The sequence below is a fragment of the Thermostichus sp. MS-CIW-15 genome, from assembly GCF_054060575.1.
Genome location: NZ_JBSSDI010000001.1, coordinates 97,643 through 119,238, shown reverse-complemented (window position 1 = coordinate 119,238; position 21,596 = coordinate 97,643). Strand labels below are relative to the sequence as shown.

At 59.6% G+C, this 21,596-nt stretch carries 21 protein-coding genes; 7 read left to right on the top strand and 14 right to left on the bottom strand.

The features are described 5' to 3' along the window. Nucleotides 1-6 precede the first annotated feature (6 nt). From ACVW0R_RS00560 to ACVW0R_RS00535, 6 genes are all read left to right on the top strand, one after another. A complete protein-coding gene (locus ACVW0R_RS00560) occupies nt 7-2,190 on the top strand; it encodes a hypothetical protein (protein WP_457501465.1) in 2,184 nt (727 codons plus the stop codon). A gap of 252 nt (nt 2,191-2,442) precedes the next feature. Further along, the gene (locus ACVW0R_RS00555; protein ID WP_457501464.1) at nt 2,443-4,566 is read left to right on the top strand and encodes a hypothetical protein; all 2,124 of its coding nucleotides are present in this window, start codon (nt 2,443-2,445) and stop codon (nt 4,564-4,566) included. Nucleotides 4,567-4,721: 155 nt separating this feature from the next. Continuing rightward, nucleotides 4,722-5,228, top strand: a complete 507-nt coding sequence (locus ACVW0R_RS00550) for a pentapeptide repeat-containing protein (RefSeq protein ID WP_011430277.1) — start codon at nt 4,722-4,724, stop codon at nt 5,226-5,228. Nucleotides 5,229-5,276: 48 nt separating this feature from the next. After that, entirely contained in the window at nt 5,277-5,756 is a 480-nt protein-coding gene (locus ACVW0R_RS00545; RefSeq protein ID WP_457501463.1) for a hypothetical protein, read from the top strand. Between the two features lie 138 nt (nt 5,757-5,894). Then, nucleotides 5,895-6,560 carry a hypothetical protein gene (locus ACVW0R_RS00540; protein WP_457501462.1) on the top strand — a complete coding sequence of 222 codons (666 nt, stop codon included), beginning with the start codon at nt 5,895-5,897 and terminating at the stop codon, nt 6,558-6,560. A gap of 391 nt (nt 6,561-6,951) precedes the next feature. Then, a complete protein-coding gene (locus ACVW0R_RS00535) occupies nt 6,952-8,538 on the top strand; it encodes a hypothetical protein (protein WP_457501461.1) in 1,587 nt (528 codons plus the stop codon). A 216-nt stretch (nt 8,539-8,754) separates the two neighbouring features. Here the strand turns inward: ACVW0R_RS00535 and ACVW0R_RS00530 are convergent, their stop codons facing one another. Further along, nucleotides 8,755-10,215 (bottom strand): peptidase M8, encoded by a 1,461-nt coding sequence (locus ACVW0R_RS00530; protein ID WP_457501460.1) that lies wholly within the window; start codon nt 10,213-10,215, stop codon nt 8,755-8,757. 158 nt (nt 10,216-10,373) lie between these two features. Here ACVW0R_RS00530 and ACVW0R_RS00525 point away from each other — a divergent pair, with 158 nt between their 5' ends. Then, nucleotides 10,374-11,642, top strand: coding sequence for a class I SAM-dependent methyltransferase (locus tag ACVW0R_RS00525; RefSeq protein ID WP_457501459.1), 1,269 nt, complete (start codon nt 10,374-10,376; stop codon nt 11,640-11,642). Between the two features lie 128 nt (nt 11,643-11,770). On the opposite strand, the gene ACVW0R_RS00520 is transcribed toward ACVW0R_RS00525, so the two are convergent. From ACVW0R_RS00520 to rpmJ, 13 genes are all read right to left on the bottom strand, one after another. Next, nucleotides 11,771-12,211 carry an Hsp20/alpha crystallin family protein gene (locus ACVW0R_RS00520; RefSeq protein WP_011433199.1) on the bottom strand — a complete coding sequence of 147 codons (441 nt, stop codon included), beginning with the start codon at nt 12,209-12,211 and terminating at the stop codon, nt 11,771-11,773. A gap of 176 nt (nt 12,212-12,387) precedes the next feature. Continuing rightward, entirely contained in the window at nt 12,388-12,699 is a 312-nt protein-coding gene (locus tag ACVW0R_RS00515; protein WP_011433198.1) for a PepSY domain-containing protein, read from the bottom strand. 67 nt (nt 12,700-12,766) lie between these two features. After that, on the bottom strand, nt 12,767-15,391 hold the full coding sequence (acnB, locus tag ACVW0R_RS00510) for a bifunctional aconitate hydratase 2/2-methylisocitrate dehydratase (protein WP_457501458.1): 2,625 nt from the start codon (nt 15,389-15,391) through the stop codon (nt 12,767-12,769). A 74-nt stretch (nt 15,392-15,465) separates the two neighbouring features. Then, nucleotides 15,466-16,551 carry a peptide chain release factor 1 gene (prfA, locus tag ACVW0R_RS00505; protein ID WP_011430291.1) on the bottom strand — a complete coding sequence of 362 codons (1,086 nt, stop codon included), beginning with the start codon at nt 16,549-16,551 and terminating at the stop codon, nt 15,466-15,468. 70 nt (nt 16,552-16,621) lie between these two features. After that, nucleotides 16,622-16,843 (bottom strand): 50S ribosomal protein L31, encoded by a 222-nt coding sequence (gene rpmE, locus ACVW0R_RS00500; protein ID WP_099812117.1) that lies wholly within the window; start codon nt 16,841-16,843, stop codon nt 16,622-16,624. Between the two features lie 77 nt (nt 16,844-16,920). After that, nucleotides 16,921-17,334: a 30S ribosomal protein S9 gene (gene rpsI, locus ACVW0R_RS00495; RefSeq protein ID WP_011430293.1), complete on the bottom strand. Its 414-nt coding sequence runs from the start codon at nt 17,332-17,334 to the stop codon at nt 16,921-16,923. After that, on the bottom strand, nt 17,331-17,786 hold the full coding sequence (rplM, locus tag ACVW0R_RS00490; protein ID WP_011430294.1) for a 50S ribosomal protein L13: 456 nt from the start codon (nt 17,784-17,786) through the stop codon (nt 17,331-17,333). The genes rpsI and rplM overlap by 4 nt, the downstream gene beginning before the upstream one ends. A 49-nt stretch (nt 17,787-17,835) precedes the next feature. Continuing rightward, entirely contained in the window at nt 17,836-18,699 is an 864-nt protein-coding gene (gene truA / locus ACVW0R_RS00485; protein WP_011430295.1) for a tRNA pseudouridine(38-40) synthase TruA, read from the bottom strand. Nucleotides 18,700-18,704: 5 nt separating this feature from the next. Next, nucleotides 18,705-19,055, bottom strand: a complete 351-nt coding sequence (gene rplQ / locus ACVW0R_RS00480; RefSeq protein ID WP_011430296.1) for a 50S ribosomal protein L17 — start codon at nt 19,053-19,055, stop codon at nt 18,705-18,707. 72 nt (nt 19,056-19,127) lie between these two features. Further along, a complete protein-coding gene (locus tag ACVW0R_RS00475) occupies nt 19,128-20,123 on the bottom strand; it encodes a DNA-directed RNA polymerase subunit alpha (RefSeq protein ID WP_011430297.1) in 996 nt (331 codons plus the stop codon). Nucleotides 20,124-20,245: 122 nt separating this feature from the next. Then, the gene (rpsK, locus tag ACVW0R_RS00470) at nt 20,246-20,632 is read right to left on the bottom strand and encodes a 30S ribosomal protein S11 (RefSeq protein WP_011430298.1); all 387 of its coding nucleotides are present in this window, start codon (nt 20,630-20,632) and stop codon (nt 20,246-20,248) included. Between the two features lie 88 nt (nt 20,633-20,720). Beyond that, on the bottom strand, nt 20,721-21,104 hold the full coding sequence (rpsM, locus tag ACVW0R_RS00465) for a 30S ribosomal protein S13 (RefSeq protein WP_457501457.1): 384 nt from the start codon (nt 21,102-21,104) through the stop codon (nt 20,721-20,723). Nucleotides 21,105-21,318: 214 nt separating this feature from the next. Further along, on the bottom strand, nt 21,319-21,435 hold the full coding sequence (rpmJ, locus tag ACVW0R_RS00460) for a 50S ribosomal protein L36 (RefSeq protein ID WP_011430300.1): 117 nt from the start codon (nt 21,433-21,435) through the stop codon (nt 21,319-21,321). Nucleotides 21,436-21,596: the final 161 nt, after the last annotated feature.

Below are 21,596 nucleotides of genomic sequence, written 5' to 3'. Positions count from 1 at the left end.
CCAACTGTGCCGGTGCCTCCGCCACCGCCGCCCCCGCCTCCCCCAGCACCAACTCCTACGCCGACTCCCACGCCAACCCCGCCAGCAGGAACAGTTAGAGTTACGCCCGAAACCGACATTAACCGGATTATCGCCACTTCTGATCGCACCCAGCCTCTCACGATTGTCCTGGAGCCAGGCGTCTATCGCCAGAACATTGTGATCGACCGCAGCAACGTTACGGTGCGCGGTGCCACTGGCTTGGTGGGCGATGCTATTGTGGTGGGTGCAGATAGCGGCGCTCCTGTTCAGGTCACTAGCAATGCCAGTGGCGTTGTTCTGGAGAACTTCAGCATTCTCAACACCCGCTCCCTGGAACCGATTGAGTACGGCATTAACGCTGAGGGGGCCACAGAAGTTACTATTACGGGCGTTGACATCGTTCTCTTCCCCACAGTAACCACTCCAGCTTCCCGTGGGGTAGCCATTAGCTTTGGCTCAGCTGCTGCTGGCGCCACCTCTAAGAACCTGACAGTAACCCGCTCCAACCTCTTTGTGGCTGGCGCAGCTGACTCAGCGGGTATTCGCATTGCCGGCGACAACGCAGGCATCAACCTGCGGGTGGAGGCCAACAACATCTTCTTGGGCTACGCCGCACCTCCCGCTCGCGTGCAAACTCAGTTGATTAACTTGGTGCCGCAGGATGTGGGTGAGGGCTCGGCGGCTATTTTCATTGAGCCTGCCGTTACAGGGCTGAGCTTGGTGGCCGTTGATGACAACATCATTGATCCCATAACCCCAACGGCTAACGTCTACGCCATTCGCGACGAGCGAGGCAGCGGCCTCAATGCCGTGGAGCGCCGTGACATCGTTGCTAGAGGCACGAGCTTGGCGTTTAACAGCAACACCAGCAACATTTACCTCTCCATTACCCGCGCCATTGCTGAGGCAGCAGGTCCTAACCAGACAGTAACGGCTGGTCCTGGATCCTTTGAGGATGAGGGCGAGATTGTTCTGCCTGCCGACAGGCCTGGCTTGACCTTGAACTCCGTTGATGGCACGAGCACAGTGCAGTCAGTCAAGATCCTGGCCGCTGATGCCACGTTGGGTGGAACGGAGGGCAACGGCTTCCGGATTACTGGCATTTCCCCAGATCCGGACGCTATTGGGCCGGCTGCACCTTACCAAGTAGCCATTGGCGAGTGTGACCTAGCCAACCTCACCACCCGCAACGTAAAAGTCTCCTTCAACGATTTCACGCGGCCTCCTACGCAGGTGGGTCCCTACGTCTCTGTGCAAGTCTGCGACTTCTCGCAGGCGGAGGTTTACGGAAACCTGCTGCGCGGCTTCACCGTTGCTGGCGTACATGTGGTGTCGGCTGAGCCAAACGCGGTAACCATTCGCGAGAACATCTTTGAGCCTGCGATTGACAGCCCGGTCTTCATTGCTGCTATTGTGGATCGCCAGACTCTGGAACCGGGAACGCTGGCTCCTTTCGCCACGGCTTCGGTGAGGGGCAACATCTTCCGCCTGCCGCCCCAAGGCACTTTGGCCGTCTACGCTCGTCCTGAGCTTAACCTCACGCCAACCTCGGCGGAGGCGCTGGGCGGAGAAGGCACCATTCTCAAGGCTTTCTTCAACAACACCATCACGCCCACGCCCATTCCTGGCTTTGCCGTGTGCGGTCGCCAAGAAAGCTTGGCGGGAGCCCCGGGCAACCTTCTGAACTTCTTGGATGTCACGCCAAGAGATAGCACGCCAAGAGTCACTCCTTTCACCTCTACTGTCTTTGGCAGGGTGTCGGATGCCCTCTGCTCGGCAGTGGGCTTCGGCCCAGGGGCCGGTCTGCAGTTCCAGCCTGGAGGCGCGCCACCGGCAACGCCTACTCCCACGCCTACGCCCACGCCTCAGCCTGCCGGTGTGAGGATCACTATCCCAGGCCTGCCTGCCAACGCGGTGGTGACGGTGACGGGGCCAGGCGGTAATCCGGTCATCGCCAGGTCCACCTCGGTGGCTGAAGACTTGGCTATCTTCCAAGAACAATCCATCACCATCCCCTTTGGTGGCCAGATTCGGGTAACTCCCGCCATTCCTTCACCTAGGCCGATTACGGTTGGCGGTACTGCCATCAACACCTTTGACAACGAAACTAACCCTGGCAGCACCACCTACTTCAACTTCGGGCCTGCCATTACCGTGACCGCGAACTAGCTCTTGTCTAGTCTGGCAACGGCGGCCTGCTGCTATTGGGCTGACGGAGTTGCTTGGTGGTGGCAGGTCGCTTTCTCCAGCTCGCCTGGCTTGCGCATCTCTCTGTCCAGAAGTTTTCCTGTTGTATTTTTGGCCGCTGTCTGGGTAAGCTTATTGACAGATAGGCTTCGTGAGTTCACCTGGAGTGAGTTGGGCTGCGCTGGCCAAGGCTTCAACCGGTTGTAGAGTCTTTTTCTGGGAGATTCAACGACGATGTCTAACCGCAACCTCAAGCACAGCTTGCGTTCCACGCTGGCTTCCTTGGCGCTGGCCTCTTCTCTAACCGGGGTGGTAGCCGCTTGCTCTGCCGATACGCCTACCGTTACGCAGGTTCCTTCCACCATCTCGGCTCAAGTTCCCGAAACCGCTGCTCCCGTTGCCGAGGGCCTCTCCTTCTACTACGACGGGGTGAAAACCTCGGTTAGCAGCAAGGATGCGGCAGTGCTTTTTGCCGCCTGCAGCCTCAACACCGGCGACGCTGCCAAGATCGTCAGCTTCGTCAACAACACGCTTAAAGCAGGGCCGATTACGCCCGGCGATGTCACCGGGCTAGGTGACCCTCTCAATCCGGCCATCTCCGACTTCAACGGCAACGGAGTTGTCAACTGCGAGGATGCCGCCATTTTGTTTGCCGTGGCCACTGTGGGTGTAGACGCGGCCAAGGTCAACACCTTTGTGTCCGGCACCCTGAAGATTCCGGGGGTAAGCGTTACTCAAGCGCAGTTGAATACCTTCTTCAAGACTCCAGAAACACCGACCCCGACGCCCACGCCGACGCCCACGCCGACGGCCAAAACGGTCCAGGTCACCCCTGACGATTTGAAGCTGCCGAGCGGCTCCAGCCAAAGCGTGACGGTGTCGTTGCCCAGTGCGCCACCAGGGAATGTGACGGTAACGGTGACGCCTTCTAGCGGCATTACAGCTAACCCAGCGACCCTGACTTTTACTCCCACTGTTTTCAGCGACACGGTGACGGTGGGCAGCACGGCGATCCCAGGCACGACTGGCACCGTCAAGTTCTCTGCTCCGGGCTATGCGGATGGAGTGGTCAAGGTTACGGTTGAGCAATCGACCAACCTTGTGGTGAATCCTGCCAGCCTGAGCATTCCTGCCAATGGGTCAGCGCCGTTTACGGTCAAGCTGGCCAAAGCCCCGACAGCGCCGGTGACGGTAACGGTGACGACTTCTACGCCTGACTTGACCACCAGTCTGGCTTCCCTGACCTTTACGCCGACCAACTTCAACATCAACCAGGCGGTTTTGGTGAGCGCTGAACTGGAGGCCGATCCAGGAGCGCAATCGGTTCTCTTGGATGCGGGGCCGTTGGGTCAGTTCAAGCTGCCGGTAACCATTACCCCCATCTCGAAGACGACTTTCTTCATCCATCCTACGATTGGGAACGACTCCTTCCCGGGCACAGCGGCCCTGCCTTGGCTGACTGTTGAGAAAGCTCTGAACAGTGCCGAATATTCAGGTTCGAAAGTGGCGGCGGCGGCCAACGCGGGCAATGACGTGGTGGTTACTATTTTGGGTGGAACTGCGGGTGGAACCACTACTCAGTCGGTTGGTAGTAACATTAACACACCGGCTTTGTCGGCCGGCTCGGTAACGGTGCTGCAAGCTCCATTCCCGAGGACGTTTACGTTGAATCTGGGGGATAAAACACTGACCCTGAACAAGGGCTACAAGCTGCAGGATATCAAAATTGACTCCAGCGTCAGTTCTACTGGTACTACAGCAGTGACAGTAGTAAAAATCAATCATCCAACGGCTGGGCTAGCCAGTGTGAATGTCAAGTGTGGGTTGTTGGGAACGACGGGAACCGCTCCTGTTATCTGCGTGGAGGTTGCGGGAGCTGGCTCCCATATCCTTAGGGATGTGAGGGTTGATGTGGTGGAGAGGACGAATAGCATTGGCATTCTGAATAATGATTCCAGTGTCAACCTCAGCATTATCGGTGGCAGAGTTCGGCCTATCGCCATTCCCATGGGTAACACGGCCCCCCAAGGAGAGGTCACTTTGATCGATTCCAAGGGGGTTCTGACTGTTACGGGCTTGACGGTGGATATGACTAACGACGGGCACGCGCAAGCCAGTACAGGTATCGTTCTCAAGGCTCCCACATCCTCGGTTACCGACTCCAACATCACTGTGAGTAATAACGCGGGTGCCATAGGTATCGACGTCAAAGATACGGCGAGCAAATCCACTGTTGAAGGTAACACCTTTACTGCCTCCGGTAACGGAATTGGAGTTAGGGGTGGCAGTAACCTCTTCTCTGATGCTCTTCTCAAGAACAACTTTTCGGGAACCTTTACAGCAAAAGTTCAGCCGTAACTGGCGCTGGAAGCTCTTTCCCCCCCTGCCCCCCAGGGGGGCTTTTTTGTAGGCCCCGGTGCTCTGCATTCCCTTGCCCCTTTCCGGGAAGTCGGGCTGCAACGGCGGGAGAGGAATTGTGGTAGGCTAGCACCAGCTTGCAGGAAAAGGTGAGTATGGCCAAAAGGATTGTCTGGCTGTTGGGGGTAGGACTGGCGCTGGCAGCCTGTTCCGGCAGGGCGCGGGGCCCTTCTCTATGTGTCAATGCCCGCCAGGTAACGGCGGAGGAGGTATTGGCGGCCAAGGGCAAGAATCTCTCCGGCTGCCAGTTGATTGGGGTGGTGCTCGCTAACGCCAAGCTGGCCGGCGCTGATCTGGGCGAGGCGCTGGTGCAGGGGGGAGTCTTCCTGCAGGCGGATCTGTCGGGGGCCAATTTGGCGGGGGCCTATGTGGAAAACACCGCTTTCAACGGGGCCAAGTTGCGGCGGGCCAACTTGCAGAAAGCCAGGTTTCCCGACTCCAGCCTGGCTGAGGCCGACTTGACAGGGGCCAATTTGCAGGAGGCGGATCTGCGGCGGGCCAACCTCAGGGGGGCAATTCTCAAAGGGGCCAAGCTGGAGGGGGCGCTGACGGACGGGGAGACCATCTGCCCCGATGGGGAGCGCGGCCCCTGCCGCTGGTAGGCCAGGGATCCGGCTAGAATGGGATCCTAAGCCGGTGTAGGGAACCCCATGTCGGAGCGGTTGGAGCGGGTGGAGGCCATCTTGGAAGTCCTGGCCCAGCAGACCCTGGCCACTGCCCAGGCCACTGCCCGGAATACAGAAGCCATCGAGCGTCTTTTTGCAGCCACCGCCCAGAACACAGAGGCCATTGGGCGTGTTTCCACAGTTACTGTCCAGAACACAGAGGCCATCGAGCGTCTTTTTGCAGCCACCGCCCAGAACACAGAGGCCATTGGGCAAGCCTTTGCAGCCATTGGTCAGAACGCAGAGGCCATTGGGCGTGTTTCCACAGTTACTGTCCAGAACACAGAGGCCATCGAGCGTCTTTTCGCAGCCACCGCCCAAAACACAGAGGCGATTGGGCAAGTTTTTGCAGCCATTGCCCAAACTAGGGAGTCCATCGCTGAGCTGCGGGCCAGCATTGCCGAGCTGCGCCAGGTGGTTGAGCAGCAAAACCGCGCCATTACCTACCTTATGAGCCAAGACTAGGCCCAGAGCTGTGGATCCTCTTCCTTCTCGGCCAGGGTTGGGGAATAATACCCGTTAGTTCCCCTGAGCTGGCCGGCGCCGAACCAAGACTGCAACCGCTACCCCAATTCTTGCTGATCCTTCGCTGGAGATTTGAGAATGTCTGACCGCAACTTCCCAACCAGTTGGCGTGTTTCCCTTGTTTCCTCAGTGTTGGCCGCCGCTCTGGCCGGGCTGATGGCTGCCTGCGGCTCTTCCTCAAGGGATCCTCTCACGGTTGCCACCCCCACGCCCACTCCGACCCCCACACCAACACCTGTGCCCACTCCAACCCCTACACCAACTCCAACACCCACCCCCACGCCCACTCCGACCCCCACACCCACGGCAACGCCCACGCCGACACCCACCCCCACGCCAACTCCGACGCCTACGCCCACACCGACACCCACCCCCACGCCCACTCCAACTCCAACACCCACGCCGACACCTACTCCCACGCCCACTCCAACTCCGACACCTACTCCCACGCCCACTCCTGCTGGCCCGCGGATTACGATCCCGGGCTTGCCGGCAGGGGCCACAGTAACCATTCGACAAGCAGATGGCACAGTAATTGCCACCTCCACCTCGGTGTCTGGGGACGTGGTTATCTTCCCCACTTCCTTTACCATCCCCTTTGGCGGCCAGATCCGGGTGACTCCCGCCATTCCTTCACCTGGGCCGATTACGGTCGGCGGTACTACCCTTAGCACCTTTGACAACAACACTAACCCTGGCAGCACCACCTACTTCAACTTTGGGCCGGCCATCTCAGTGAACTAGCTTGGGGCTGGCTCTAGAAGGGCAATCGGTTTCCATTCAGGAGGTGCTAGATGGCAACCGGTTGTCTTCTTCTTCAGCTTTGGGAAAGGCACCGTCGCTGTGCTTTTTTGAGCGCCCTTTGGGTATACTTGAGACTAGACTCAAGGTTTGCCTTTGAGTTTCCCTGGGGTGAGCTAGGCAGCTCTTGCTAAAGACGTTGACCCTAGCAAGTTTTTGAAGGAGATCTGCCATGGCTTCCCGCAACTCAAAATCCCGCTTTCGTCACCCGATAGCTCCCTTGATTTTGGCTTCCTCCCTCGTAGGAGGAGTGGCTGCTTGTTCCCTTACTTCGGATCCTCCGGCTGTTACTCAGCTTCCCCCGACAATTTCAGCTCAGGCGCCAGAAACAGCAGTGCAGGGCTCTGAGAGCATTGCTTTCTACTACGACGGGGTAAAGACCTCAGTCACCATCAAGGATGCGGCAGTCCTTTTTGCCGCCTGCACCCTCAACACCAACGACTCCGGGAAGATTGTTAACTTTGTCAATAACACCCTCAAGGTGGGGCCGATTACGGCTGCCGACGTGACGGGGTTGGGTGATCCGCTCAAGCCCTCTGTTTCCGACTTTACTGCCGACGGGGTGGTGGACTGCAAGGATGCGGCGGTTTTGTTTGCGGCAATTTCAACAGGTCTTCCGCCGACGGCCAGTAAGATCAATTCCTTCCTTGCCACCACCCTGAAGCTCAGCGGTGTCAGCGTCACGCAGCCGCACTTAGATACCTTCTTCAGCGAGCCCACGCCGACGCCGACCCCGACTCCGACTCCGACCCCGACACCGACCCCGACTCCGACGCCGACTCCGACGCCGACCCCGACGCCGACGCCGACTCCCACACCCACCCCAACGCCCACTCCAACGCCCACTCCAACGCCAACCCCCACTGCTCAGTTCTATGTCGATCCGGTTCTTGGTTCTGATACCTTCCCGGGCACTTCACCTGCTCAGCCATTTAGAACCGTAGAAAAAGCTATAGAGTCTTCTAGCGTTCAAACCGCAGCAGGTCTTGATGGCGGGACAAATGTTATTGTAAGGATCATTCGTAGCGGTGTCGAGACGGTCAACCCTGTTGGCTCTAACAATATCGTAAGTGCCGATTTACCAACTGGATCCATCACGATAGTTCCTGACGCTGGCGTTAACTTTGAGCTCGATTTGAACGGTAGGTATTTAATTCTCAAGGGGGGCAACAAGCTGCAAGGGTTTAGAATTATCAGCAAGGATCCCGGCGGTACTGGAACTGCTGCAGCTGCCATTGAGCTCAGGGCGGGGGGCACGCCTTTGAAAGACATGGTTATTGACTGCGCAGGTAGCACAGGTATTACCACTAGCGGGGCCAGTGCAGTTGGTGGAGGCGACAAATGTGTTCATGTAATATCATCAGTTTTAGGCACTGTTACTCTTGAGAACGTACGCATTACCATTCCAAGCAACCAAGACTTTGTTACTGGCATTCTTCACGAGGGCCGTGGTACCTTGAAGGTCACTAATGGTAGTTCCGTTGTGGCTGCAGGGTCAGGGACCGCTCAGGGCGTTGTAGGTATCTATGGGAACACAACTTCCGGCTCTGTGGAGGTGGTTGGAAGCACTGTAAGCTTGAGCGCGATTACAGCCACAGGAGGCAATGTTTTCTCTGTTCTCCTCTCAGGCCCCATTGCTTCTGGAAGAGTGGAAGGATCGTCAATTCAGGTAAAAAACTCAACTTCAGGAACAGCAATTGGAGTTTGTGTTAACGCTAGTGGCACTGTGACTGTGCAAGGCAACACCTTCACAAACGCTCCTTCAGGTAGTAGCAGTATTGCTATCTATAAACAGGCGGGAACTGTGGTTCCCACTCCCATGCCAACTGGCAACACCTTCAACGGCTTCTCTACACCACCACCACCAACTTCAGAAAAGCGATATGTAGAATATAGCTCTGGCACTGGCCTTTGTCCCTAACCTTTCCCACCTCTTTCCTTTTTGGCTCCCACTGAGGAGCCTTTTCTATGCCAAAGTGGCCATGCCGGGCAACAGCCGCAGGACCATCGGCAGCTCAGGTCTTGTCCTAGGACAAGAGCTGCGTCTCGCTTCCCTTCTCCTAGCAGACTCCCAGCGGGGCCTTTTTTTGTTGCCGCCCTAGGCTAGGCTGGGCATCTCCCTGGGGTTAGCAGGTCCTCAGGGAAGCAAGCGGAGCTCTCCCCCAATTGGGCCAAAAACCGCATCGTTCCCCAGGAAAAGCCCCTCTCCTGGTCGGATGCGTCCCTCTGGCGGCAGGGCATAGGGATCCGCAGCAGACAGGTTGACGCCCGTGAACCCCAAGTCTTGCATGGCTGCAGCCGTAATACGACTAAGAACAGGGCGTGCAGGTGGCAGTGGCAGCACCGGCGTCATCAGCTCCAACCCTAGGGTTTGCCGCCAGTGACCTTCGGGAGGTGGCTCAACCTGCACCGGCACATTCCCCGATCCGCCCAGGCTGTTGTACTCAGCAGTGGCCTGCCGGCCAGCAAAGCGCGGGTTGGTGGTGCCGCTGTTGAGGAGAAAAGGACTCCAGTTGGGAACGGTGCCGAACCCCAGAGCATGGCCCAGCTCGTGCAGGACAACGTCAAAGAGGGATCTCTGCTCCTCTAGCCGATTCAAATCCGCTGGGTCGATCCCCATCCTGGCATAGGGGATGATGCCGATCCCGGGCCGAAGAGGGCCGCAGGGGCCTGCCTGAGCCAGAACTCTACTCGGACCATCGCTATCGGGGCCGGAGAGAAGCCGAGCGCCAGTTACCTGAACCAAGAGGTCATCCACAGGCCGGTTGACCAGAGGAGTCGGGGGGAAGCCAGCTCCGCAGAAGCCAGCCTGCAGAGTTAGGGTGACGTCGGGCAAGTCGCCGGTGATGATCTGTTCCCACCGCCGGGCTGCCCGAAGCACAACCTCTCGCTGGGAGGGGCTGAGGCTGTTGTCGATAAACTCAATCTCGATGTTAAACCCACCAGGAGACGGAGATGGCGAGGGGGTTGGCGTTGGTGGAGGAGGTGAGGGCGTTGGCGTTGGTGGAACTGGCAAGGGGGTTGGTGTCGATGGATCTTCCGGCGAGGGGGGTGGTGACGGCGAAGGCGAGGCGGTTGGAAGCCCTGTGGGCGGAACAAATCCCGGCCCTGGCAATCTGGCTGCCTGTTCAGGCGTCAGGTTGAGGGGAGGTTGCAGCCGCAAAACGGTGTTGACGAAGGTGTTGATGCGGTTGGCGTCGCGGGTCTGCAAAGTGGCAATGGCAAACAAAATAGCCGCATCCCGAATGGTGCCTGGCGTGCCGTCCCCATCAAAATCGGAGATGGCCACCGGATTGGGGTCGGCCGTGGTCACCTCAGCTAGGGTGAGGGGGGGCTGTAGCCTCAAGACGTTGTTGACAAAGCTGACAATCTGGCTGGGCTGGGTGATCCCGCTGGCAATGGCAAAGGCAATGGCGGCATCGCGGATGGTTACCGATTGCGGGTTGCCGTCGTAGTAGGCAGCAACGCCTCCTTCTGGGGCGGGCGATGAAGTCTCTGGGCGACTGAGGAGGCTGGGCCCGCTAGCTAGCCCACAAGCAGCCAGAATTCCAAGGAGAAAAGTTGCCATTAACCAAAACAGCCGCTTGCGGGGGCTCATCGAAGGATCCCTCTTCCGCCTTCCTGGCTAGTTACAAAACACCCCACCACTATACCATCCTCAGGCTTTTCTGGATTTGCCTCAGTCTTTTGCTTGCTGTGCAGTACGATAGGGTACGTGCTAAGAGTGTTGGGATACCTAAAAGCAGGGAGATCACCATGGCAAAGACCGCTGTGTCTAACCCCGTCCAGGCGCAGTTTGACGAGTTTCCCTACCCAAATGTGCCAATTGAGCAGACGGTTACCGACAACCTTGCCTTGTTTGCCAACAGCCTTACGACGGCCAGGTACCTAAGGGATCGCAAGGTGGTATCCCCGGAAGGCAAGGTGATCCTCAATGCCGGCTGCGGCTCCGGTTGGGAAACCTTAGTTGTGGCAACAGCCAACCCCGGCGCCCGCTATGTGGGAGTAGATATTTCCCCAGAGTCTATCAAGATAGCGGAGCAGCGTTTCAAGTTCCACAAGATCGAGAACGCCCGCTTTTACGTTATGGACATTACCGACATGAGCGCGCTGGGGGAGGAGTTTGATTTTATTGCCTGCAACGACGTTCTCTACCTCCTGGACGACCCAGTTGCCGGTTTGAAAGGCATGCGGCAGGTGCTCAAGCCCGATGGGATCATCCGCACCAATGTTCACAGCCTTTACCAGCGTCAGTTTATCTTCAACATGCAGGAGGCCATGGAGCTGCTGGGGGTGATGGATGAGCCGGCAGCTAAAGCGGTGCCCCTGCTGCGGGAGGTGATGGAAGCGCTCACCGACGCCAGCTTTGTCAAAAGCCACTGGCAAGGAGATGCCATCAAAACCACAGCGGGGATCCTGGCCAACTTCCTGCTGCGCAGCGACAAGGGCTTTACGGTGCCCCAAGTGTTTGAGATGTTGAGGCAGGCCGGTCTTGAGTTTATCAGCATGGTGAATTGGCAGCAGTGGAAGCTGGAGAGGGTCTTGACCAAGCCGGTGCCCTACTCGATGCGGCAACTCAATAAGTTAAGCGAGGAGCAAAAACTTCACTTCATCGAGCTGATTTTCCCCAACATGACCCGCTTGATCGATTTTTGGTGCGGGCACCCCGGCATTCCCAAGGCTGAGCCGTTTACAAACGACGAATGGTGGAACGGCACCGTACAAGCCCACCCCCTTTTGGTGAGGTTGGATGCCAAGCAGGCTTTTCTCAACGCCATTCGCGACAACGGCCCTGTCAACATCAACGGCTGGCCGGGAGCTGAGGGGAACATTACCATCGATCCTTTCTCGGTGCGCTGGCTGGTGGATGTCTTCGGCCCTTTGCCGGTGCCGGTGCAATCTCTAGTCCACAAGACCATGGAGATTATGGACTGGACGCAGGAAGAAGCGTTTAGTCAAGTGTTGGCCAACCTGAAGTTTTTGGAAGAACGCCTGGTCATCCTCCTGAATTCTCCGCTGCGTTGACATACTCCCCTACGGCTATAGCTTGCTTCTGCTAGGCAGTCGCTGGGGAATCTTTGTTCAACGCAAAAAAGGGCAGGCATACCACCTGCCTTTAGCGGATAACCTTAGGGCAGCCTTAGCTCCCCGCCTTAGGAGACAACACTCACCTTGACCACTTGGGCTTTTTCAGAGTCGGCCTTCGGCAAGGTGAGGGTGAGGATCCCATCTTTGTATTCGGCTTTCACCTGATCGTGTTTGATCCGGTTCGGCAGCGGGATCACCCGTTGGAAGCGCCCGTAACGGAATTCAGTCCGGGTTACCCCTTTGTCTTCAGAGCGCTTCTCAAATCGCCGTTCCCCGGTGATGGAGACCGCTTCGGCTGTCGCTTGGATATCCAAGTCGTTGGGGTTCAAGCCGGGCAGCTCCAGCTTCAGGGTAATGGTTTCGGGATCATCGTGCATCTCCACTGCCGGCATGAAGGCGAAGCCGTCAGCTTCGGTGGTGCGAGGGATCAACCGGTCGAACATCCGGTTCATTTCCCGTTGAATTTCGTCAATTTCCCGAAATGGATCCCAGCGGACAAGAGCCATAGAGCATCCTCCTCCTCTGTTTTGCTTTTTTTGACTTCCACTTCGAGTTTGAAGCTTAGCTTTTGGGGCTCAACTTTAGAGGTGCAAGCAAAACCTCTATGCTTCTAGTGTATTCAAATCTATTCCGAGAAGTGTAGGGTTTTCTGGAATGTTTCTTAGGTGTTTACCCTACAGGTTTATCCATCCAAAACCCTCTGGGACTCCGTATGTTTGGGGCGGCGATGAAGTTTTGTGGGTAACCACATACTGAGACCGGTGGCCACCATCACCAGCAGCCCCAGTCCGTTTAAGAAGGGGTAAACCGCTTGCAGATCGAGGGGGCCCCACTGCCCTTTGTGGATTTGGATCAGCCAGTAGTAGTCGAAGTTTTGGTTAAGGCGGGCAATTTGATACAGGGATCCCGTCAGCACCGTTACCACCAAAGGCAAGGCCAGGATGGGGGCAAGGGTGCGGTGGATGCGGCGGATCCTCTTTGGATTCAGGGCCATTGAGCTTTCTCCAGGGCAATGGGGCGATCCCTGCCATGCTATCAGGGCAGCTAGCCCCTATTCTCGCTCAAGAACGGCTCCTGGACAGCTCCTCCACGTGCTGCCGCGGGATGACCCGCCCTTCGTCCTCAAAGCCAGGGATCTCGTGGAAGTTGAGGTAGCGGTACAGCTCGCCGGCAAAGGGCTGGATCTTGGTGGAGACGATCTCTCGGTACTCCTCAGGGGTGGGGATCCGGCCCAAAAGGGCGCAGGCGGCGGCCAGCTCGGCGGATCCCAGATAGACCCGCGCGTCTTTGCCCATGCGGTTGTTGAAGTTGCGGGTGGAGGTGGACATGACGGTGGCTCCATCGGCCACGCGAGCCTGGTTGCCCATGCACAGGCTGCAGCCAGGCATCTCTGTTCTCGCTCCAGCAGCGGCAAAGGTGCTGTACACCCCTTCGGCGCGCAGTTGCGCCTCGTCCATGCGGGTGGGAGGACAGATCCAAAATTGGCGCACCTTGGCCCGCCCCTGGCCTTCCAAAATCTTGGCGGCGGCGCGGTAGTGGCCAATGTTGGTCATGCAGGAGCCGATGAACACCTCGTCGATGTGGATGGGTGTGTCGGGGTTGCCGGCCGCGTGCTGGGCGTGGACTTCGCTCAGGGTCATCACCTTGTCGGGATCGTTGGGGGCACAGACGATCGGCTCGCTGATGGCGCTGAGGTCGATCTCGAGCACGGCAGCGTATTCGGCATCGGGATCCGCCTCCATCAGGGTGGGGTTGGCCAGCCAGGCCTCCATCTTGGCAATGCGCCGCAGCAGGGTTCTCGCATCCTGATAGCCGCGGGCGATCAGGTTTTTCAGCAGCACCACGTTGGAGCGCAGGTACTCGGCAACCGTCTCGACGCTCAGCTGGATGGTGCAAGCGGCGCAGTTGCGTTCCGCCGAGGCGTCGGTGAACTCGAAGGCTTGCTCCACCTTCAAGTTGGGCAGGCCCTCGATCTCCATAATTCGCCCGGCAAAGACGTTTTTCTTGCCCTGTTTCTCGACGGTGAGCAGCCCCCGCTGGATGGCCACGTAGGGGATGGCGTGGACAATGTCCCGCAGGGTGATCCCGGGCTGCAGTTCCCCCTTAAAGCGCACCAGCACCGACTCCGGCATGTTGAGGGGCATCACCCCCATGGCGGCGGCAAAGGCCACCAGCCCAGAGCCAGCCGGGAAGGAAATGCCCAAAGGGAAGCGGGTGTGGGAGTCGCCCCCAGTGCCGACGGTATCGGGCAGGAGCATGCGGTTGAGCCAGGAGTGGATGATGCCATCGCCTGGCCGCAGGACGACACCTCCCCGCGAGGCAAAAAAGTCGGGCAGCTCTTTGTGAACCTGGATATCCACCGGCTTGGGATAGGCGGCGGTGTGGCAGAAGCTCTGCAGCACCAGGTCGGCGCTGAAGCCCAGACAGGCCAATTCCTTGAGCTCGTCGCGGGTCATGGGGCCGGTGGTGTCCTGGGATCCCACCGTGGTGATCAGCGGCTCGCAACTGGTGCCGGGGCGCACTCCGGGCAGCCCGCAGGCTTTGCCGACGATTTTCTGGGCCAGGGTATAGCCCTTGCCCGTGTCGGCGGGCGGGGTGGGGCGAATGAACAGGGGGGAGGGATCCAGCCCCAGGGCCTGGCGGGTTTTGTCGGTAAGGGCCCGGCCAATCAAGAGAGGGATGCGGCCCCCGGCCCGCACCTCGTCGGGCAGCGTCACAGGCTGCAGGGAAAAGGTGGTGAGGACTTGGCCATCCTCAGAGCGGATAACGCCCTCGTAGGGGTAGATCGTCACTACCATGCCCGTCTCCAGGCAGGAGACATCGCCCTGGATGGGCAAGGCGCCGGCATCTTCGGCGGTGGTGAAGAAAATGGGCGCGATCGTGCCCCCCAGAATCACCCCGCCGGCCCGCTTGTTGGGCACATAGGGAATGTCGTGGCCGATGTGCCAGAGCAGGGAGTTGAGGGCGGATTTGCGGGAGGATCCCGTGCCCACCACATCCCCCACAAAGGCCACCGGATGGCCGCGGCGCTTCAGCTCGGCAATGGCTGCTATCGCTCCCGGCGCCCGCGATTCCAGCATGCTCTGGGCATGAAGGGGAATATCGGGGCGGGTGGTGGCGTGGGCGGCCGGGGAGAGGTCGTCGGTGTTGATCTCGCCGGCAATTTTGAACACCGTCGCCGTGATCGCCTCGGCCAGGGGCGGCCTGGCGGTGAACCACTCCCCTTCCGCCCAAGAGTGGAGCACCTGTCGGGCATAGGCGTTGCCCGCTTGGCTCAGCTCCAGCACGTCGTGGAAGGCGTCGAAAACCAGCAGCGTGTGGCTGAGGGCGCGGGCCGCTGCGGCGGCAATTTGCGGTCGCTCATCCTGCAGCAGCTCCAGCAACACCTGGACGTTGTAGCCCCCCAGCATCGTGCCCAAGAGCTCTACCGCCCGCAGGGGGGTAATGAGGGGCGAGTGCACTTCTTCCTTAGCCACAGCGGCCAAAAAGCCCGCCTTCACATAGGCCGCTTCGTCCACCCCCGGCGGCACCCGCTCTGTAAGCAGATGCAACAAAAAGGCCTCTTCGCCGGCGGGGGGATCCTTGAGCAGCTCGCACACCTGGCTGGTCTGGGCGGCGTTCAAGGGCAGCGGCGGGATCCCTTGGGCCGCGCGGGCAGCAGCATGTTGGCGGTACTCGGCCAGCATGGGGAGGATTCCTTAGGTCACTCGATGTGGGTATTCATTCTACCGCCAGCTCGGCAGCAGCCAGCTCTGCCCCCTCAGGATAGCTCCGCCAACAGCTCTTTTTGGTATAGGCCAATACAAGCCTGGATCAACTCGTCCAGCTCCCCTTCCAAAATTGGCTCGAGCAGGAAGTTCTGGTTGAGGCGGTGATCGGTAACCCGGTTGTCTTTGTAGTTGTAGGTGCGAATTTTTTCCGAGCGCGATCCCGTTCCCACCTGCATGCGACGGGCGGAGCTGATGGAGGCCTGTTGCTCCTGCAGCTTCATCTCGTAGAGCTTGGCCCGCAAAATCTGCATCGCCCGCTGCCGGTTCTGCAGCTGGGAGCGCTCCTCGGTACAAAACACGCGGATGCCGGTGGGCTTGTGGAGGAGGTCCACCGCCGTTTCCACCTTGTTCACGTTTTGGCCGCCCGCCCCGCCGGAGCGCGCCGTCTTGATCTCGATGTCCTTCGGGTCGATCACCACCTCCACCTCGTCCACTTCCGGCATCACCGCCACCGTGGCCGTCGAGGTGTGGACGCGCCCCTGGGCCTCTGTCACGGGCACCCGCTGCACCCGATGCACGCCGGCCTCGAACTTCAGCTTGCTGTAGACCTGATCCCCGCGAATTTCCAGGATGGCCTCTTTGTAGCCTCCCATCTCTCCTTCCGAGAGGCTGGCCAGGCGCACCGACCAGCCCATCTTCTCGGCGTAGCGGGTGTACATGCGGGCCAAATCCGCCGCCCACAGGGCCGCCTCCTCGCCGCCGGTGCCGGCGCGGATTTCCAACATAATGTTTTTCTCGTCGTTGGGATCCCGGGGCAGCAGCAGCAGGGTCAGCTTTTCCTCCAGTTGTTCTTGGCGGACGCGCAGTTGCTCCAGTTCTGCCCTGGCCATCGCCTCCAGCTCTGGGTCGTCGGAAGCCACCTCCCGCAGCAGCTCTTCCGTCTGCTTCAGCTCGCGAGTGAGCTTTTGCCACTCGTGAAAGGTCTGGACGGTGGCTTCTAGGGAGGAGCGGGCCTTGGCAATCCGCTGCAGCTCAGCCGGATCGGTCGCCACATCGGGATCGGCCAGACGTACCGTCAGCTCCTGAAAGGTGGCTTCAACGTTTTTAAGCTGCTCGATGAGTTGAGCAGAGGCCATAGATCCAGTGTCAGCGAAGACTCACAGCAATGCCCAGCAAGGCAGAAAAGAAACTCAGATTGAAGCTCGGCTACTTAGCTTTCTTGCCGCCCATGCCGTACTTGCGCATGAACTTGTCTACGCGGCCTTCGCTGTCAATGATCTTCTGGCTGCCGGTGAAAAAGGGATGGTTGCCCGACCAAACATCGACCTTCAGCTCCGGCTTGGTGGATCCCACTGTCATCACCACTTCGCCGTTGCAGATGACTTTGGCTTCGGGATACCACTGGGGGTGTATTCCTTTTTTGGGCATGGCAATCTCCTCCTCTGGGCCTGTTCCTATACCCTTGTCTATCAACATCTAACTTGAAAAAGCAATGGCAGGGATCCCTAGCGCTTCGAGTACTGGGGAGCCTTGCGGGCCTTGCGTAGGCCATATTTCTTCCGTTCCACGGCGCGCGGATCCCGTTTTAGGTAGCCCTCTGTCTTGAGGGGGCCGCGGTTAGCCGGATCCACCTCGCAGAGGGCGCGCGCCACGCCCAACTTGATGGCATCGGCCTGACCGTGGACGCCGCCGCCATGAGCCCGCACCAAGATGTCGTAGGAGTTCTCTAGGCCGAGGAGCTCCAACGGCGCTTTCACACTGGCCAGTAGCGCCTCCTGGTATTGCAGGTATTGGTCGCCGGGCCTGTCGTTGATGATCAGCTTGCCGGTGCCGGGCACCAGGCGCACGCGGGCGACAGCCGTTTTGCGGCGTCCGGTTCCCCAGTAGACGGCTCGTTGGCTGCTGGCTGCTTGGGTCATACTTTGGCTCCTGGGATCGTGTGGATGGGGTAAACCTGAGGTTGCTGGGCCTCGTGGGGGTGGTGGGGCCCGGCGTACACTTTTAGCTTGGTGAATTGCCGCCGGCCCAGGCGGGTGTGGGGCAACATCCCCTTCACTGCTTTCTCAATCACCCGCTCCGGCAGGCGAGCTTGCAGTTGGGCAAAAGTCTCGACTTTCATGCCGCCGGGACGGCCAGAGTGGCGGCGGTAGAGCTTTTGGGTGCGCTTTTTGCCGGTGACCACCACTTTCTCGGCGTTGATCACGATCACGTAGTCCCCCGTATCCAGGTGAGGGGTGAAGTTGGGTTTGTGCTTGCCCCGCAGGAGCTTGGCCACAACCACGGCCAAGCGGCCGAGGCGCTGGTTGGCAGCGTCCACCAGATACCAGCGAGGGGTTAGAGTTTCGGGGGGAGGAACGGGAGTTGTGTTCATGGCAGCCAAGGATGACATCAACCGCAGAATGGAATGGACAAGAAAACGCCTAGGCCAGGGAAGAAACACACAAAGCCGCCGACCAATCGGGGGTTTTGGGCAACCCCTGCAGGGGCAAGGCCCAAAAGGGCGGCGAGTGAGCGAAGCGGCGGCCAAAGGGATCCCCAGCATAGCCCACATCCACCAGGCACAGCCCTTGCGGAGGGGCGCTGTAGCGGGTGCGCATCCGGCTCCAGTCGTTGTGTTGCCAGAGGTGGACAAATTGTTGTGGGCTGATCTCGCCACGGCCCACCACCTCCAGGGATCCCACCAGCAGCCGCATCATGCGGTAGAGAAAGCCGCTGGCCTGCACCTCGATGCTGATGAGATCCCCCAGCCGCTGGCAGAGCACCTCCTGCACCTGCACCCGCGAGTGGGGCCGGTCGGATCCCCGGCGGCGAAAGGCTTCTAGGCTGTGCTCGCCCAGAAGAGAGTTGAGGGCCTCCGCCATCGGCTCCACCTGCAAAGGCCAGCGCACCTGCCAGCTAAAGAGGCGCCAGAACACATCCGGCAGCTCCCGGTTCAGGATCAAGTAGCGATAGCGGCGCCAGCGAGCCGAAAAGCGGGCATGCCAGAAATCGGGCACCTGAGCGGAAGCCAATACCACCACATCTTCCGGCAGACAGTCGTTGAGCACCCGCGCCCACTCCGTCGGCGGGATGCCAGAGGTGGTGTCGAAGTGGGCCACCTGGCCCGAGGCATGAACCCCCGTATCGGTGCGACCTGCCCCGTAGAGGGCCACCGGGTGCCCGGCCCGCAACGCAATCGCCTCCTCCAGTACCCCTTGCACGGTGCGGTGGCCCGCTTGCCGCTGCCAGCCGCGAAAGCCGCTGCCGAGGTACTGAATTTTCAGGGCAATGCGACGGCTCTGCATGGGGCCTACACCAACTCGATGACCGCCATTTCTGCCCCGTCGCCCCGTCGACGCACCGTGCGCAGGATGCGGGTGTAGCCCCCAGGCCGATCGCGGTAGCGCTCCGGCGCTTGCTCAAACAGGGAGCGCACCAGCTCCTTGTCATAGATGTAGGCCAGGGCCTGCCGCCGCGCTGCCAGAGAGCCGTCCTTGGCCAGGGTGATCATTTTCTCAGTGGTGGCGCGAATGGCTTTGGCGCGGGCTTTGGTGGTCGTGATCCGCCCTTCCCGCAGCAGGGCCGTGGTCAGCGCCCGCATCAGGGCCTTGCGCTGGTCGGCGGGCTTGTTGAGGTGAGGGGTACGACGGCGGTGACGCATAGTAGCCTCTGCCTTTTATCTTGTGTCCTGTGGAGATGTTGACCGGTTTTGCCGCAGCGAGCCGGCAAGGCTCTACGTCTTGCTCCTTTCGCGGGGCAAGGTTAGGCCTAGGCGGTTCTTCAAAGCTTGCACCACCTCTTCCGCGGATTTTTGGCCGAAGTTTTTGATCTCCAGCAAATCCTCTTCGGTATAAACCAATAGATCCGCCACCGTATTGATTTGAGCGCGCTTCAGGCAGTTGTAAGCCCGTACCGAGAGCTGCAGCTCTTCGATGGGGATCTGGTTCTTCTGGTTATCCTCAGCTTGCCGGGGCTCTGGCGGGGTGTCGAAGCTGACCTCCTGCAGCGGCGAGAACAGGCCCACCAAAATGCGAGCCGCCTGGCTGAGGGCCTCCTGGGGGGTGAGGCTGCCGTTGGTCCAAATCTCCAAAATTAGGCGATCTTTTTCCAGAGATTGTCCCACCCGCGCCGCCTCAACGGTGTAGTTGACTTTGCGCACCGGCATGAAGACGGAGTCGATCTGGAGAAAGTCGATGGCCATCGATTTGCTGTCGGAGTAATCGACGGCACGGTAGCCACGTCCGCGGCCAATCATGAACTCCATTTCCAGGATCGCCCCTTCCGCCAAGGTGGCAATGTGATGGCGGGGGTTGATCACTTCCACCTCGCTGGGCAATTGCAGCTTCTCGGCGGTCACCTCTCCCGGCCCTTGTGCCACCAAACGGCCCACCTGCGTGTCGGGAGCGTTGGAGCGCAGCACCAGCTCCTTCATGTTGAGTAGGATCTCCATCACGTCTTCCCGCACCCCCGGCACCGTGGAAAACTCGTGGGTCACCCCGGCAATGCGTACAGCGGTTACTGCCGTCCCTTCTAGGTTGGAGAGCAACACCCGCCGCAGGGCGTTGCCCACCGTGATCCCTTGACCCCGCTCCAGTGGCCCCAGGGCAAATTTGCCGTAGTGAACGCCATTGGCTTCCTGATGGGATTCGACGCACTCGGTCTGGTAGGGAGCAGCACTAGAAGCGGCTTTGCTGCCCAGATTGTGGAGGGTTCGGCTGGTCTGCATCATAGAGTAGCCCCGTCCGTCTGGCTCAACATCTGTTTGGAGAACTTAGAAGACTGGAGGCCATGCCTCACATCCTGCAGGAGGGCAAGCCTGTCGCCAGCGCTTGGCCCGCCCTGGGGATCCCTTTAGACGCGCCGCCGCTTGGGGGGACGGCAGCCGTTGTGGGGAATGGGAGTGATATCTCGAATCAGGGTGATTTCTAGACCAGTGGCCTGCAGAGCGCGAATGGCGGTTTCCCGACCGGCGCCAGGGCCACTCACCATTACCTCAATCTGGCGCATGCCGTTCTCCATGGCCTGACGCGCTGCGCTCTCTGCCGCCATTTGGGCTGCAAAGGGGGTGCCTTTCTTGGCGCCCTTGAACCCCGTAGAACCTGCGGAGGCCCAAGACACCACGTCGCCATTGGGATCCGTGATGGTGACGATGGTGTTGTTGAAGGTGGACTGAATGTAGGCCACACCGTTGGGGACATTCTTCTTGACCTTGCGTCCGCGCCGTTGCTGCCGAGCCATGACCTGTGCGTCCTTTGAACAACTGTTTACATCCCGTTTTGCAGTTTGGAGAGGGTGGGAAACTCTGCCCGCCGCCCCAGCCGCGCCACTACTTCTTGGCGGGAGCTTTCTTCTTGCCGGCCACCGTCTTCCTGACCCCCTTGCGGGTGCGGGCGTTGGTGCGGGTGCGCTGGCCACGCACAGGCAGGTTCAGACGATGGCGGCGGCCCCGATGGGTGCCGATGTCGATCAGCCGCTTAATGTTCATCGCCTCCTGCCGGCGCAGATCTCCCTCCACCTGGTACTCGCCTTCTACCACTGCCCTCAAGGCGGCCACCTCGGCGTCGGTAAGGTCGCGGGTGCGGGTATCGGGGTTGATGCCGGTCTTCGCCAAAATTTGGCGGGAGCGGGTCAGCCCAATGCCGTAGATGTAGGTGAGGGCGATCTCGACTCGCTTGTCGCGTGGGATGTCAACTCCCGCAATCCGTGCCATGGTCGGTGGTACCTTTCAAACAAACTTAGATAAACTTGCTCCATAGGCCAGGCCGAGGTTGGCGGCGTGGAGCTTTGGCCGGAAGACGTCGCTGTTGAGGTGAGGAACCCAGAGTCTCCTCTCGCCAAGAGAGGGGTTGCTTGATCTTCCGCGGCGGCAGCAGGGCCGTTTGGATCTGTTCCCCACCGTCGGGCGCACTCCTCCATCCGCCCCTCTACCCCTGCCGCTGCTTGTGCTTGGGGTTGGCAGGGCAAATCACCATCACCCGGCCATGGCGGCGGATGACTCGGCACTTTTCGCAGATTCGACGGACGGAGGGCCGCACCTTCATGGTTTATCCTGACGAAACCAGCGAATATCCATTCTAAGGTCGCCGCGGCAGACTGTCAAAAATTGTTTGGGTTTTCTGACGTGAATCCAATAGGGAAGGGCGAGCAGGTTGGCTATGCTGGTTGGGCGCAGAAGCAGAGCAGGCGCGGTTGAGGAGCGAAG